Below are 12,894 nucleotides of genomic sequence, written 5' to 3'. Positions count from 1 at the left end.
GCGAGGTCCCTGCGTCAAGTGTCCAGGATCAAGGGGCAAGGCCCGGGCTCGGTCGAAAGCTGGTCCGCGCAGCCAGGCGTGTGCCGTGGCGGATGCGGTCGGTCCGGCCGGGTCGGCTCGGCCGCTACACACCTGCCCGGCGATCCCCCGTCGCCCCACCAGCCCCCGCGACCAGCACACCCAGCCCCCAGGCCGTCAGCAACGCCGCGCCGGCGGCGACGTCCGCCACGAAGCAGCACACCACGGACGCGACGAGCTGCGGCTGGGGGTCGAACAGGTAATCCTGGGTCGCGACCCAGGCGGCGAACACCGCGACGCCGGCCGCCGCGCAGCCCAGCGGGCTGAGCGCGGCGGGCCGCGGAAGCAGCCCGAGCAGCACGACGATCGTGACCGGGATCGCCAGCGCGAGGTACGGCAGGTAGACGGCCAGATTCGCACCGAACCGGCCGCCGGCGTCGAGGTCGTCCCAGGCCCGCTGGTTCGACGGGGACAGGAACAAGCCGTAGCCGAGCGCACTCCAGGCGACGCCCACGAGCACCGCCGCCAGTCCCCGAGCCATCCGCACAGCGCACACCCTAGAGCTGTTGCATCGGATCGGATAGCGGACAGTGATTCGGATTGTCCAGATTTGCGGGCCACCCTGGAGACCGACGGAGGACTCACGGGGGAAGTGAATCCGATGGATCTGCAGACGCTGCCTGCTCGCGGGGTCTCGGTGCTCGGAGTCGGCGCGATGTTCGCGCTGGCCGTGCTGGATCTCGCGGCCGCCTACTGCGCCGTGCGCTACTTACGCACCGGGCACTGGGCCTGGTGGACGGTCGGCGCGGCCGGGATGGTCGCGCTGTTCGGGGTGTACGCGGCGAGCCTCGAGTACGCCGAACTGGCCACGGTGACGCTCGGCTGGATCGTGATCCTGCAGGTGGGCGTCGTCGTGCTCGACCGGGTCGCGAACGGCGTCGTGCTGCCGCCGGCCAAACTGCTGGCGATCGCCGGGATCCTGCTGCTGATGACGTACCTCGTGCTGGCGCCGAACCGGCAGTGACCTGCCTCCTCGGCAAGAAGGCAGGTCACGGCCGAGGGCTAGATGCCGTTCGTGTGACTGGCCCAGAGCGCGTTGGTGCCCTCGGCGCCGCAGTAGATCACCAGGTTGTTGTCGCTCTGCGTGGCCAGATACGGGAACTTGAAGCCCGTGCACTTGTTGTAGGTCTTGCTCGACCACACGGCCTTGGCGTAACCCGCCGTGTAGAGCACGAGGTTCCCGTCCTGCTGCCAGAGCATCTGGGTGGCGCCGGAACCCTTGGTGTTCGTGTGCCACTTCAGCACGCCGCTCTTGTTGTAGATCCCCAGGTCACCGTTGACGAGGCGGATCGTCGCGGTGCCCCGGTACATCGTCCAGCTCTGGCCCGAGTCCAGCCACTGGCACCCGTTCATGTTGTGCGTCCAGACGGTGGGCGCGATCGGGCTCAGCGCGTCGAAATAGTCTCCGGGACGTCCCTCGGGACGGACCGTGCTGTCGCACGCGCCCTTCGGGAACGCCTGGGCCGGACTGGCGACGAACAGCGTCGCGACGACCGCGACCGCGACCGATAAGACCGCTGTGGTGACACGTCGATACATGCGCGTCTCTCTTCCCTACCGCCGGACGCCCCCGTGACGGCCGGCCGTGCCCCGACCCTAGGGCGTCGCCCGCGCCGCCTCGAGGGTCTTCCGCCAGGTTGCGGCGAGCTTGTCGAGCTCCTGACGATCGGGCTCGGGGAGCGCGGCGAGGACCTCGCGGGTGAGCGTGGACTCGGTGGTGTCGAGACGGGAGTTCGTCGTGCACCGGCGGTCCAGCGTGGCCACCGTGATCTCGCGCTGGTGGGTGGCCGGGGTCGGGCCGGTCTTCGCGTAGAGGGCCGCGATCTGCTTGCGGGCCTCGGCACTGGAGGAGTACGGCTCGTGGCCGGACGCCATGCACCGCTGCCAGGCCTTCTGGGCCGAGACGTACTCCGGCTTCTGCTGGACCTGCTCGCGGACCGCGTTGCCGACGATCTGCGGCACGTAGAAGACCTTGACCTGGTTCTCCAGCGATCCGTACAGCATGGTGCGGGCGGCTGGTTCGCAGCCGGTCGTCGGGTAGGCGATCTCCCGTCCGTCGGAGAGGGTCACGGCCGCCTGGGCCGTCCCGCGCAGCGCCTTCAGGTAGGTGGTCCGCTCGGCTTCGGGCAGGTGGGCCAGGTAGTAGTCGTTGGTCGTCCGGTCGGCGCTCGGGTCGACGTGCTGCGCGCTGTAGAGGCCGTAGTCGGTTGCGGCCGGCGCGTCGGCCGACGTCGGCTTGCTGACGATGTACGTCCGGCCGGACGCGGCCATGCACCGCGCGACCAGCCGGTCCTCGGCCGCGGTGATCGTCCGCTGTCCGGCGGGGAACCCGCCGGTCCGGGTCACGAGGTCGACGGCGGTGGACGTGACCGGAGCGGGCGCGCCGCCGTTCCCGCACCCGGCCAGGCCCAGCCCGACGGCTACCGCCGCGCCGAGCAGGGCGATGCGGGCCGACGTCTGCGCGGCATTCGGCGCGAAGCGGCGGGCCGGCGTTTGCGCGGCGTTCGGCGCGGAGCGGCGGGCCGGCGTTTTCGTGGCGGAGCCGCGGGCCGACCCACTCGGCGGGGAGCCGAGTGAGCCGACCCGGCGGACCGGGAGACGTGCGATCAACAAGACCAGCTGTTCGCGGAGATGTTGTCGTTCCACGGACCCGTGTCAACGTTCCAGGTGGTCAGGTTCTTGACCCCCTGACCCCGGCCCAGGCTCTCGACGCCCTCGGTGAAGCCGGCCGACAGCCAGACCAGCGCGGTACAGCTGGTGCCGTTGTTGTAGAGCGACGACGCGCAGTTGTTCCAGGTGTGGGACGCGCAGCTCTGGTGCGAGAACGCCGCCCAGTTGCTGTTCGTGCCGGACAGCTCGCCCGGCCCGTCGACCATGTTCGCGTCTTTCCAGAAACAGAGGTTGCCGGCCGAGCACCCGGACGGCGCCGCGGCGGCAGCCGCCGGAGACACCGCGGTCAGGGTCAGGCCGCTGGACGCACTGCCGGCCGTGGCCGCGCTGGCGGGTTGGCCCAGGCCGACGCCCATGACCAGCGCGAACAGCACCGCGACGACCGCCGCGGACCACCTTCCGACTGCGCGCCGTCCGCGCGCGGTCGCCCCCGTGTGAAGCTTGGACACTTTTCCTCCTGGTGAGACGGTCAGCAGACCCAGTCGTTGGACGAGATGCTGTTGTTGAAGGTGTCCCCGGCGTCCGGGTAGAAGGTCGCCAGGTTCGTGATGCGCTGGCCGCGGGACATCGTGTAGCTGCTCCCGTGGTAGCCGGAGTCGGTCCACACGCGAGCGTCGCAACTCGTGCCGTTGTTGTAGAGCGACGAGGCGCAGTCGTTCCAGGTCTTGTACGAGGCGCCGCTGGTCGACGTGCACGTCGAGTGCGAGAACGCCTGCCAGTTGGAGTTGGTGCCGGACAGCTCACCCGGCCCGTCCGAGAAGTTCGTGCCGTTCCAGAAGCAGAGGTTCCCGGCGGAACATCCACTGGGCGCGGCGGCGGGAGCCGCCGCGGTGACCGAGGTGAGGGTGGCTTTTTCGGCGGGAGGCGTCCCGCCGGCCGCGTTAGCTGGGGGTGCGAGGCCCATCACCAGTGCGAATACCGCGGCGGCCAGGGCCGCCGACCATTTCACGACACCGCGCCCGCGTTGCGCTGTCGCCCCCGTGCGACGTAATGACACAGTTCTCCATCCGTCCATAGTGGTAGGACGGGTCGTACAGTAGCGGATAGCAACGAAGCGGATACAAAAGATACGAATGTCACCCATGGTCATCAAGACCTCGGACGCGGCGAGGCTATGCCCTCGGTTCCGATGACCTCGGTTCCGCCCGCGCCAAGGCTCGGCTGGCCGGAGGATGCTTCCGCTGGGGAAACGGGGGCCGGAGCCGCCGTCCGACCGGAGCGCGGCCTCGCCGAGGGTGGCGACGGGCCCGCGGCGAGGTCGGTGGCGGTCATCCATCCGCGCGCCTTGCCCGGCGGGGGCGTCCGGTCACTCTGCCGGCCGGCCGTGCTGCACCGGCGCCGACATGTGCACCGAAAGCGGCGCGATCGGGCACCAGCCGCCGCCCGGGCCGGCCGAGCTACGACCACCCGGCAAGCACGTGGCTGGGGCTCCCGCGAGCGCGCCGCCAGACGCCTGAGAGGGAGCGGGCTGATCTGCGTGCCGCCTCGGGTCTTTTCGCGGGGGACTCCCCGGCCGATTTCACCGCTCCGACAGGGCGCTCCGAGCCAGTCAGGAGAGCCATCACCGGGTCGACACGAGCCCAGGACGCGCGTTCGCGAGTGAATACCAAGGCACTACACGCACCTCGCGCGCGCTCCGGCGCGGGGGCGGCCCGCGCCACCGCGGCGCCGCAGCCGGAGCCACGCCCCCACCAAGCGGACTGCCGGCCCCGGCGCGAGTTGCACACGCCACCATGCCCGCCAGGCCCTGACCCTGCCGCGCCGTGGAATGTGCGGCAGATGGCGCTGCGGGTCGCTGCCAAGCCCGCGTCCGTTCGACGCGCGCCCAAACGGAGCCGCACCCCCGCACCGCGCCCTAGCGAGCACCTACCTCACCATAAGGCGTGCGCCACGGCCGCGCCCCTCAAGCAGCATTCACCTTCGGCATGATCTCCTCCGTCAACCGCTTCAGATCATCCAAAGTCTTCGACGTAGGCACATCCCGGAACGGCGGCCACAGCAACGGCATCGTCATCCCCGCATCCCGATACCGCTTCAGCATGTCCTCCACCTGCTGCGCCGTCCCGGCCAGCAAATTCGTCCCCTTCCCGGCCGGGCTCTGATCCATCGGCTCGTCCGTGATCACGAACCAGATCATCGAACACACGTCGAAGCCCTCCGGGAACCCACGCCCCAACTCCCCCAGCTCCCGCTCGATCTCACCCCTCCACCGGCTGATCTCCTCCGGCGTGTCCTGGATCCCGATCCAGCCCTGCAGCCCGTACTTCGCGATCCGCCGCGCCGAGCGCCGGGCGTCCTTGAGGCCGGAGAAGTAGATCGGCGGGCCGGGCTGCTGGATCGGCTTGTGCCCGAACCCCGACAGCGGGAAGTCCGCGAACTCGCCGTGGTACTCGAACAGCTCGTTCGACCAGATCCCCTGCATGATCTCGATCGTCTCCCGCACGTGCGCGTGCCGGCGCGGGAACAACTGCGGCACCGACGCCGCCGCGAACTCCTCGGGCATCCAGCCCGACCCGACCCCGACGTTCAGCCGGCCACCGGCCAGGTGGTCCTGGGTGGCGAGCTCGGCGGCGAGCACACCGGGCGAACGGTAGGGCGTGTCGATGATGCTCATCCCGATCCGGACCTTCTGCGTCTTCGCCGCGAGCCACGGAATCAGCGTCATGCCCTGGAACCACTTGCCCCGCGAGACGACCGGCATCCCCTTCGGGAACTCGGTCATCATGCCGAACGGGAACTGCAGCTCCGCGCGGTCCGAGGCCTCCGGCACGACGATCCGGTCGAGCGTCCACACGGAGTCGAAGTCGAGGTCCTCGGCCAGCGCCGTCAGGTCCTCGAGCTCCTTGACGGTCACGTTGTCGCGGAAGTTCGGAAGGTACAGAGCGAGCTTCATGCGTTCACGGTGCTAGCTCCGCATCAACCCGTTCACACCGAAATCTCAACGCTTTCTCAACCGTCGCGCCCACCAGCACCGTCAGCTCTACGGTGCACCGCATGAGGGTTCCGGACCGGTCCGCGCTGCGCGCGTACCTCGACTGGCTGGAGCGGCGCGAGGGCCGCCCCTTCCCCGATCACGACGCCCTCTGGTCCTGGTCGGTCGAGGACGTCGACCGCTTCTGGCTCTCGATCGTCGACTACTACGACGTCACGTTCGCGACGCCGTGGACCCGGGTACGCACGCCCGACCCCATGCCCCGCACCCGCTGGTTCTCCGGCGCCCGGCTGAACTGGGCCGAACACGCGCTCAGAAGAGGCGCCGACCACGACGTGGCGCTGCTCAGCGTCGGAGAAGGCCACCGCGACCAGAAAGAAACCACCTACCGGAGTCTCCGGGAGCAAGTGGCGGCGGTCGCCCACTGGCTGCGGAACCACGGCGTCCACCCCGGCGACCGCGTCTGCGCCTACCTCCCGAACACCGAGCACGCGGTCATCGCCTGCCTGGCCACCGCGGCGGTCGGCGCGATCTGGTCCTGCTGCACCCCGGACTTCGGCGCCGAAGGCACGATCGGACGCCTGGCCCAGCTCGAACCCACCGTGCTGATCGCGGCCGACGGCTACCACTGGAACGGCAAGGAGATCGACCGCACCGAGGTCGTCGCCCGCCTACGCGAGAACCTCCCGACCGTCCGCGAGTTCGTCCACGTCCCGTACCTCGGCCGGCCACAACCGGCCCGAGCAACCCTCTGGCCCGAGCTGCTCGAGCCCACCGCCCCGGAGAAGTACGAACAGGTCGAGTTCTCCCACCCGCTCTGGGTCCTGTTCACCTCGGGCACCACCGGCCTGCCCAAAGGCCTGGTCCACGGCCACGGCGGAATCACGCTCGAAGGCCTGAAATGGGCGGGCCTCTACTGCGGACTCCGCCCCGGCGAGCGCATGTTCACCTACACCTCGACCGGCTGGGCCCTGTGGAACATGCAGCTCGGCGCGCTGCTGCACGGCGCGACGATCGTCCTGTACGAGGGCAGCCCGGCCAGCGGGGTCTGGGACGTCGCCGCCCGCACCGGCGCCGACGTCATGCTGCTCGGCGCGGCCGTCATCACCGCCTCCACCCCGCCGGCCGAGACCCCCGAGCGGCTGCGTCACGTGCTGGTCAGCGGCTCCGCGCTCCCGCCCGACGGCTACCGCTGGGTCTGGGAGCACGTCGGCGCGGACGTCAAGATCGACTCGACCAGCGGCGGCACCGACGTCTCCGGCGCATTCGTCGGGTCGAACGACTACGCCCCGGTCCGGCCGGGCCGGATCGGCGGCCGGCTGGCCGGGGTCGACTGCGCGGCCTGGGACGACGACGGTGTCCCGGTCGTCGACCGCGTCGGCGACCTGGTGATCCTGCAGCCGGTCCCGCCGATGCCGGTCCACCTGTGGAACGACCCCGACTTCACCCGCTACACCGAGTCGTACTTCGAGACCTGGCCCGGCGTCTGGCGGCACGGCGACTGGGTGACGATCCACTCGGACGGCAGCCTCACGATCCACGGCCGCTCCGATTCGACCCTCAACCGGCAGGGCGTCCGGCTCGGCTCGGGCGACTTCTACGACGTGCTCGAGACCCTGCCCGAGATCGCCGAGACCCTGGTCATCGGCGTCGAGCAGCCCGACGACGGCTACTGGCTCGGCCTGTTCGTCGTCCCCGCCGACGGCCACCGGCTCGACGACGCGCTGAAACGAAAGATCGCCACCACGCTGCGCGAGAAACTCACCCCCCGGCACGTCCCCGACGAGATCGTCGAGGCCCCGGCCGTCCCGCACACGCTGACCGGCAAACGGCTCGAGGTCCCGATCAAGAAGCTCCTCCGCGGCACTCCCCTCGCCCAGGCCGCGAACCCCGCGTCGGTCGACGACCCTGAGGTCCTGCGCTGGTACGAGCGCTTCGCGTCGGACCGGTTGGGCTGACCGGTGCGCCTCGGTGCCACCCTGGTCCATTTGTCGGACGCTCCGCAGCCCGCCACCGCAGCCTGGGCGCAGCGGCTGGTGGCCGCCGGATTCGAGAGCCTCTGGACGCCCCAGATCGTCGGGCGGGGCTACTTCGTCCCCGATCCGTTCGTCACGCTCGCGGTCGCGGCCACCGCCACCGAGCGCGTCGAACTGGGCACCGCGACCCTGCAGGTGCCGCTGCACCACCCGGCCGACCTCGCCTACCGCATCCGGTCGCTGGCCCAGATCTGCGGCGCCCGGTTGTCGCTGGGCGTCAGCCCGGGGTCGACCGCAGCCGACTACGCACTGTTCGGCCGGGACTTCGCGACCCGGTTCGAGACCCTGCACCGCACCGTGGACCGGCTGCGCCTCGGGCCCCCGCTGCTGCTCGGCTCCTGGGGCCGGAACGTCGAGCGGGCGGCCCGGCACTTCGACGGCTGGCTCGCGTCCGGCTACCGCCGGACGCCCGTCCAGATCGTCGAGGCCCACGACCGCTACCGCGCGGCCGGCGGACGGCGGGCCGTCGTCTGCGCGGTCCCGACGACCGATCTCGACGCCACCGGCGACGCGCTCCGTCGCTACGCGCAGGCCGGCTTCGACGACGCGGTCGTGCTGATCGAGCCCGGCGGACCGGAACCCGAGGAGGTCAGAGCACTGTTCCCGTGAGTTTCCCCGGGTTACCGTCAACCCCACGCGGCAACGACGCCGGCGCGAGGGGGTGCCCATGAGGATGCTCGTGGTCGACGACGACAGCCGCGTCCGCACGGTCGTCTCCTGGCAACTCGAGTCCGAGGGCTACGACGTCCACGTGGCCGCGGACGGGAACACGGCCTGGCAGACGATCGTCGACCAGCGGCCCGACCTCGTCGTCCTCGATCTGTCGCTGCCCGGGCTGGCCGGCCTCGACCTGCTCCGTCGGCTCCGCGAGGGCGGCGACCCGACGCCGGTCGTCGTGCTGTCCGGACGCAGCGGCGAGGGCGACCGGATCCTCGGGCTCGACCTCGGCGCCGACGACTACCTGGTGAAGCCGTTCTCCCCGGGCGAACTCGCGGCCCGGGTCCGCTCGGTGCTGCGGCGCACGAACGGGGTCGCCCAGCCGCCCGCGGTCCGCTCCGGGTTGCGCATCGACCTGGCCTGCCGGGAGGTGGAGCTCGACGGCGAGCCGGTGCCGCTCACCGCCCGCGAGTTCGACCTGCTGGCGTTCCTGGCCGGCCACCCCCGGCACGTGTTCACCCGGGCGCAACTGCTCGAGCAGGTGTGGGCCAGCTCGACCGGCTGGCAGAGCGAGGCCACGGTCACCGAGCACGTCCACCGATTACGGCACAAGCTCGGCCACCGTTTCCTGGTGACCGTCCGGGGTGTCGGCTACCGGCTAGAGCCGTGAGTTTCGACCACGCGCTGCTGGCCCGTCAGACCGAGATCCTGGAGCAGATCGCCGCGGGCGTCCCGCTCTCCGGCGTCCTCACCGGGATCGCGTCCACGTTCGAGGAGCTGGTCCCCGGCTGCAGCTGCTCGGTGCTGCTCCTGGACGGCGGCACGCTGCGTCACGGGGCCGCTCCGTCGCTGCCGCGGGCGTACTCGTCGGCGATCGACGGCCTCCCGATCGGCGAGTCCGCCGGCTCGTGCGGCGCCGCCGCCTTCACCGGCCGGCCGGTCGTCGCGGTCGACGTCCGGCTCGACCCCCGCTGGGAGCGCTACCGCACGCTGGCCGACCGGTTCGGCCTGCGGTCGTGCTGGTCGACGCCGATCAGCGGACGCGACGGGGTGACCGGCACGTTCGCGGTCTACCACCGTCGTCCGCACGAGCCGACGGACCGGGAGACCCGGCTGGTGGAGCGGCTGACGCACCTGGCGTCGGTCGCGATCGACCACGACGGGCTGCTCGGCGCGCTCACCGAGAGCGAGGAGCGGTTCCGGCGCGCGTTCGAGGACAACGCGGTCGGCATGGCGCTGGCGACGCTGGACGGTCGCATCACCCGCGTCAACCGGGCGATGCGCGCGCTGCTCGGCGTCGACCTGATCGGTGCCTGCCTCGACGACGTCTTCACGCGCACCGCGTCCGGATCGCGTCCGGACGCGTACGAGGCGACGGCGGAGGCCGCCGACGGACGGAGGCTGGACCTGGCGGTCGCGGTCTCGCCGATCCAGGACCACGCGCTGTCGGTGAACGTCCTCGACATCACCGGCCGGCGCGCGGCCGAGCGGGAACGCCGGCGGCGGGTGGAGGCCGAGCTGGCCCAGCACGCCGCCGAGGCGGCCAACCGGGCGAAGACCGACTTCGTGTCGGCGCTCGGCCACGAGCTGCGCACTCCGCTGCAGGCGATCACCGGCTTCACCGAGCTGCTCGGCACGCTCGACCTGGACCGCGACCGCCGGTCGGCGGCGCTCGGCCACATCACCGCGGCCGCCGGGCACATCCTGGCGATGGTCGACGACGTCCTCGACGTGGCCCGGATCGAGGCGAACGTGCTGCCGCTCACCGTGACCGCGGTGCCGCTCGGGCCGGTCGTGACCGAGGTGCTGGCGATGCTGGACCCGCTCGCGACGGCCGAGCGGGTCGGCCTGAGCCTGACCGCCGGTCCGCCGGTGGAGCTGGCGGCCGACCAGCGGCGGCTCCGGCAGGTGCTGCTCAACCTGGTCGGCAACGCGATCCGGTACAACCGCGCGGACGGCACGGTCGCCATCGCCTGGACGGCGAGCGGCGAGCAGGCGGAGATCACGATCCGCGACACCGGGCCGGGCATCGGGGCCGAGTACCTCGACCGGCTGTTCGTCCCGTTCGACCGGCTCGGCGCCGACTCCGAGGAGGGCGTGGGACTCGGGCTGCCGCTGGCCCGTGGGCTCACCGAGGCGATGGGCGGCACCCTGGGCGTCCATAGTGAACTAGGCCGGGGCACGACCGTGACCGTCACCCTCCCGGCCGGACCCGGACGCTAGGCGGATTCCCGAGTCAGTGATCGGATAGCGGTCGGCCGGGTCACACGCAGACCGGCGGCACGTGCCGTCCAGGTACGTCGGTTGCCCCGGGAGTGCCCCGCGGCCCGCACGAGGGGTCAGCGCGGCAGCTCCGCTCCACGATCCGAAGGCCTTCGCGGAACCATCTTGCTCTGCGGATTGGTCAACTTTCCTGACTACTTGGTCAGGTAAGTTGACCAATCTCGAAAACAGGATGCGATCTGTCGAGCGCCGGTGACATGCGACGGGCCCCGCCTTGCCCGGTTGGGTTCCCCCGGTCCGCTCCGCAGCCCAACTCCAACACACGCTAGCGCCGCCGGGACGCCGCCGACCCGTCCCGTGCGAGTGCGCTGACCATTTTAGGTTCGCGGCGTTAGGGACTGTCTCGACAACGGTGCTTCCGGCGGGTTGATCAGTAGGTCTCGTCGGCCGGGAATCGGTCACCGAAGGTGATAGCGAAGGCGTTCAACGCCGGTTCCAGCGCATCGCCCACTTGGCCCTGCCAGTCCCGGTCGGGTCCAGGGATCGGGTGACCAGGTCGAGGCACTTCAACGCGGCCTGCTCGGTCGGGAAGTGCCCACGGGCTTTGACCGCCCGCCGGTAGCGGGCCGGAACGTGTTGCGGATCAGGTGAATGATGCAGTTCTGCACGATCGTCCGCGGCCAGACAGTGGTGACGACCTCCGGGAGGCCCTTCAAGCCGTCGCAGACGAGGAAGAACACGTCCTTGATACCTCGCGCACGGTGTCCTCATCCGCGACCACCAGCCAGGCGATCGCGCTGACCGGCGTCCCCGACGACGACGCCATGATCATCGTCGCCCGCCGCACCCCGGCGAACAGCGAACCGGACCGCCGCCATCAGCCCCCAACACCGCGAACCTCGACGCACTAGGCGCCCGTGAACACTCGGCCCACCAGGCCATAGGCCAGGAACCCGAGCAGCAGGCCGAGCACGGCGCAGAACACCACGAACGCGCAGAGCGCCAGCCACAGACCGGCTTCCTTGTTCATGCCCCCACCCAAGGGAGCACGCCGTTACCGGCCCGTATCAGCTTTTCGATAGGCCGGCGATACCCGCCGGGGCGGCGCGGTCGAGCACGAGATCGTGCGCGGCGGTGAGCCCGACCGCGACCGCGCCGAGCAGCACCGCCTCGGCGCCGAGCGTCGAGACCTCGATTCGGGGCGGGTCGAGGGCGACCAGACGCCCCAGCCGCTCGAGCAGCGGGCCGGTCAGCAGGTCGCCGGCGTGGGCCCCGAAGCCGCCGCCGAGCACGACGAGCTCCGGGTCCAGCACCGCGGTCACGCCGGCCAGCGCGCGGCTCAGGTAGTCGACCTCGCGGTCCAGCGTCCGCACCGCGGCCTCGTCACCGGCTCGGGCCGCGTCGAGGACGTTCTTCGCGGTGACGATGTCGAGAACACCCAGCCGTTGCCCACTGGAAACTACCGCCGGCGCCGACGCGACCGACTCGAACATCCCCCGCCGATGGGTGCCGGGCTCGTCCAGCAGCGGGTCGCCGTCGCCGATCGGCAGGTAGCCGATCTCGCCGGCCGCGCCGCGGAAGCCGCGGTAGAGCTTGCCGTCGATGACGACGCCCATCCCGGTGCCGGTGCCGATCAGCACGTAGACGAAGTGCGGTACGCCCCGGCCCAGGCCGTAGCTGGCCTCACCGATCGCGGCCAGCGACGCGTCGTTCTCGACCAGGTACGTCGCCCCGGTGATGCCGCCGAGCCGTGCGACGCTGTTCCGCCGCTCCCAGCCCGGCAGGTTCGGCGCCAGGTGCAGCGAGCCGTCGGCCTCGTCGTGCACGCCCGGGGTGCCGAACACGGCCAGCGTGATGTCGCCGCGGGAGATGCCGGCCGCGTCGGCCAGGTCGTCGGCCAGGCGGGTGAGCTGCGCGACGAGGTCCTCGTCGCGGGACCCGCGGGACGGCTCCTCCCGGCGGGCAACGACCTCGCCGACGAGGTCGGTCAGCGCGGTGCGGACGAACTCGCGCCCGATGTCGACCGCGAGCACGTGCCCGGCCTCGGGCCGCACCTCGTAGAGCAGCGCCGAGCGCCCGGCCGGCCCGGCCCGGCGCCCGACCTGACGCAGCAGCCCCGCGTCCTCCAGATTGGCCAGTGCGACGGCCACGGTCGGCTTCGACAGTCCGGTGACGCTGGCCAGCTCCGGACGCGACGCCTGCCCGAGCCGGAAGACCTCGGCGAAGACGGCCCGCTCGTTCATCACCCGGAGGACCGTCGTCGTACTGGCGGTTTGCACGTCAACAGGTTGCCACACC

The 12,894-nt window shown here is 71.3% G+C and carries 14 protein-coding genes and 1 pseudogene; 6 read left to right on the top strand and 9 right to left on the bottom strand.

Annotation, left to right across the window (positions count from 1 at the left end; all coding sequences use genetic code 11):
* Nucleotides 1-124 precede the first annotated feature (124 nt).
* Complete coding sequence (locus FL583_RS31235) at nucleotides 125-559, bottom strand: hypothetical protein (RefSeq protein WP_205752623.1); 435 nt, start codon at nucleotides 557-559, stop codon at nucleotides 125-127.
* 120 nt (nucleotides 560-679) lie between these two features.
* On the opposite strand from FL583_RS31235, the gene FL583_RS31230 reads away from it, so the two are divergent.
* Complete coding sequence (locus tag FL583_RS31230; RefSeq protein ID WP_142708453.1) at nucleotides 680-1,042, top strand: hypothetical protein; 363 nt, start codon at nucleotides 680-682, stop codon at nucleotides 1,040-1,042.
* Between the two features lie 38 nt (nucleotides 1,043-1,080).
* On the opposite strand, the gene FL583_RS31225 is transcribed toward FL583_RS31230, so the two are convergent.
* The 5 genes from FL583_RS31225 to FL583_RS31205 all read right to left on the bottom strand — a co-directional run bounded on the left by FL583_RS31225 (nucleotide 1,081) and on the right by FL583_RS31205 (nucleotide 5,641).
* Nucleotides 1,081-1,617, bottom strand: a complete 537-nt coding sequence (locus tag FL583_RS31225; RefSeq protein WP_142708452.1) for a hypothetical protein — start codon at nucleotides 1,615-1,617, stop codon at nucleotides 1,081-1,083.
* 57 nt (nucleotides 1,618-1,674) lie between these two features.
* Nucleotides 1,675-2,691, bottom strand: a complete 1,017-nt coding sequence (locus FL583_RS31220; protein WP_205752622.1) for a hypothetical protein — start codon at nucleotides 2,689-2,691, stop codon at nucleotides 1,675-1,677.
* The gene (locus FL583_RS31215) at nucleotides 2,685-3,197 is read right to left on the bottom strand and encodes a peptidase inhibitor family I36 protein (RefSeq protein ID WP_142708450.1); all 513 of its coding nucleotides are present in this window, start codon (nucleotides 3,195-3,197) and stop codon (nucleotides 2,685-2,687) included. Before FL583_RS31215 ends, FL583_RS31220 begins: the two co-directional genes overlap by 7 nt.
* Nucleotides 3,198-3,217: 20 nt before the next feature.
* A complete protein-coding gene (locus FL583_RS40490) occupies nucleotides 3,218-3,697 on the bottom strand; it encodes a peptidase inhibitor family I36 protein (protein WP_170323964.1) in 480 nt (159 codons plus the stop codon).
* Nucleotides 3,698-4,651: 954 nt separating this feature from the next.
* Nucleotides 4,652-5,641 carry an LLM class flavin-dependent oxidoreductase gene (locus FL583_RS31205; RefSeq protein ID WP_142708448.1) on the bottom strand — a complete coding sequence of 330 codons (990 nt, stop codon included), beginning with the start codon at nucleotides 5,639-5,641 and terminating at the stop codon, nucleotides 4,652-4,654.
* 101 nt (nucleotides 5,642-5,742) lie between these two features.
* Here FL583_RS31205 and FL583_RS31200 point away from each other — a divergent pair, with 101 nt between their 5' ends.
* Genes FL583_RS31200 through FL583_RS31185 form a run of 4 tightly spaced genes read left to right on the top strand, consistent with a single transcriptional unit; the run spans nucleotide 5,743 to nucleotide 10,596 of the window.
* Nucleotides 5,743-7,638 (top strand): acetoacetate--CoA ligase, encoded by a 1,896-nt coding sequence (locus tag FL583_RS31200; RefSeq protein ID WP_142708447.1) that lies wholly within the window; start codon nucleotides 5,743-5,745, stop codon nucleotides 7,636-7,638.
* A 30-nt stretch (nucleotides 7,639-7,668) separates the two neighbouring features.
* Nucleotides 7,669-8,325, top strand: coding sequence for an LLM class flavin-dependent oxidoreductase (locus tag FL583_RS31195; RefSeq protein ID WP_205752621.1), 657 nt, complete (start codon nucleotides 7,669-7,671; stop codon nucleotides 8,323-8,325).
* Between the two features lie 58 nt (nucleotides 8,326-8,383).
* The gene (locus tag FL583_RS31190; protein ID WP_142708445.1) at nucleotides 8,384-9,043 is read left to right on the top strand and encodes a response regulator transcription factor; all 660 of its coding nucleotides are present in this window, start codon (nucleotides 8,384-8,386) and stop codon (nucleotides 9,041-9,043) included.
* Complete coding sequence (locus FL583_RS31185) at nucleotides 9,040-10,596, top strand: ATP-binding protein (RefSeq protein ID WP_142708444.1); 1,557 nt, start codon at nucleotides 9,040-9,042, stop codon at nucleotides 10,594-10,596. Before FL583_RS31190 ends, FL583_RS31185 begins: the two co-directional genes overlap by 4 nt.
* A 430-nt stretch (nucleotides 10,597-11,026) precedes the next feature.
* Here the strand turns inward: FL583_RS31185 and FL583_RS31180 are convergent.
* A pseudogene (locus tag FL583_RS31180) lies at nucleotides 11,027-11,351 on the bottom strand (transposase); the annotation flags it as partial.
* 6 nt (nucleotides 11,352-11,357) lie between these two features.
* Here FL583_RS31180 and FL583_RS40485 point away from each other — a divergent pair.
* A complete protein-coding gene (locus FL583_RS40485) occupies nucleotides 11,358-11,507 on the top strand; it encodes a hypothetical protein (protein WP_170323963.1) in 150 nt (49 codons plus the stop codon).
* Here FL583_RS40485 and FL583_RS42595 read toward each other — a convergent pair.
* Entirely contained in the window at nucleotides 11,504-11,626 is a 123-nt protein-coding gene (locus FL583_RS42595; protein ID WP_276611653.1) for a hypothetical protein, read from the bottom strand. The two genes, FL583_RS40485 and FL583_RS42595, sit on opposite strands and share 4 nt — an antisense overlap.
* Before the next feature lie 37 nt (nucleotides 11,627-11,663).
* On the bottom strand, nucleotides 11,664-12,875 hold the full coding sequence (locus FL583_RS31170) for an ROK family transcriptional regulator (RefSeq protein WP_142708443.1): 1,212 nt from the start codon (nucleotides 12,873-12,875) through the stop codon (nucleotides 11,664-11,666).
* Between the last annotated feature and the right edge of the window lie 19 nt (nucleotides 12,876-12,894).

The organism is Cryptosporangium phraense (assembly GCF_006912135.1).
GTDB classification, from domain to species: domain Bacteria; phylum Actinomycetota; class Actinomycetes; order Mycobacteriales; family Cryptosporangiaceae; genus Cryptosporangium; species Cryptosporangium phraense.
Note: the sequence above shows the minus strand (reverse complement) of the source record. Positions and strands in the feature narration are given on the sequence as shown.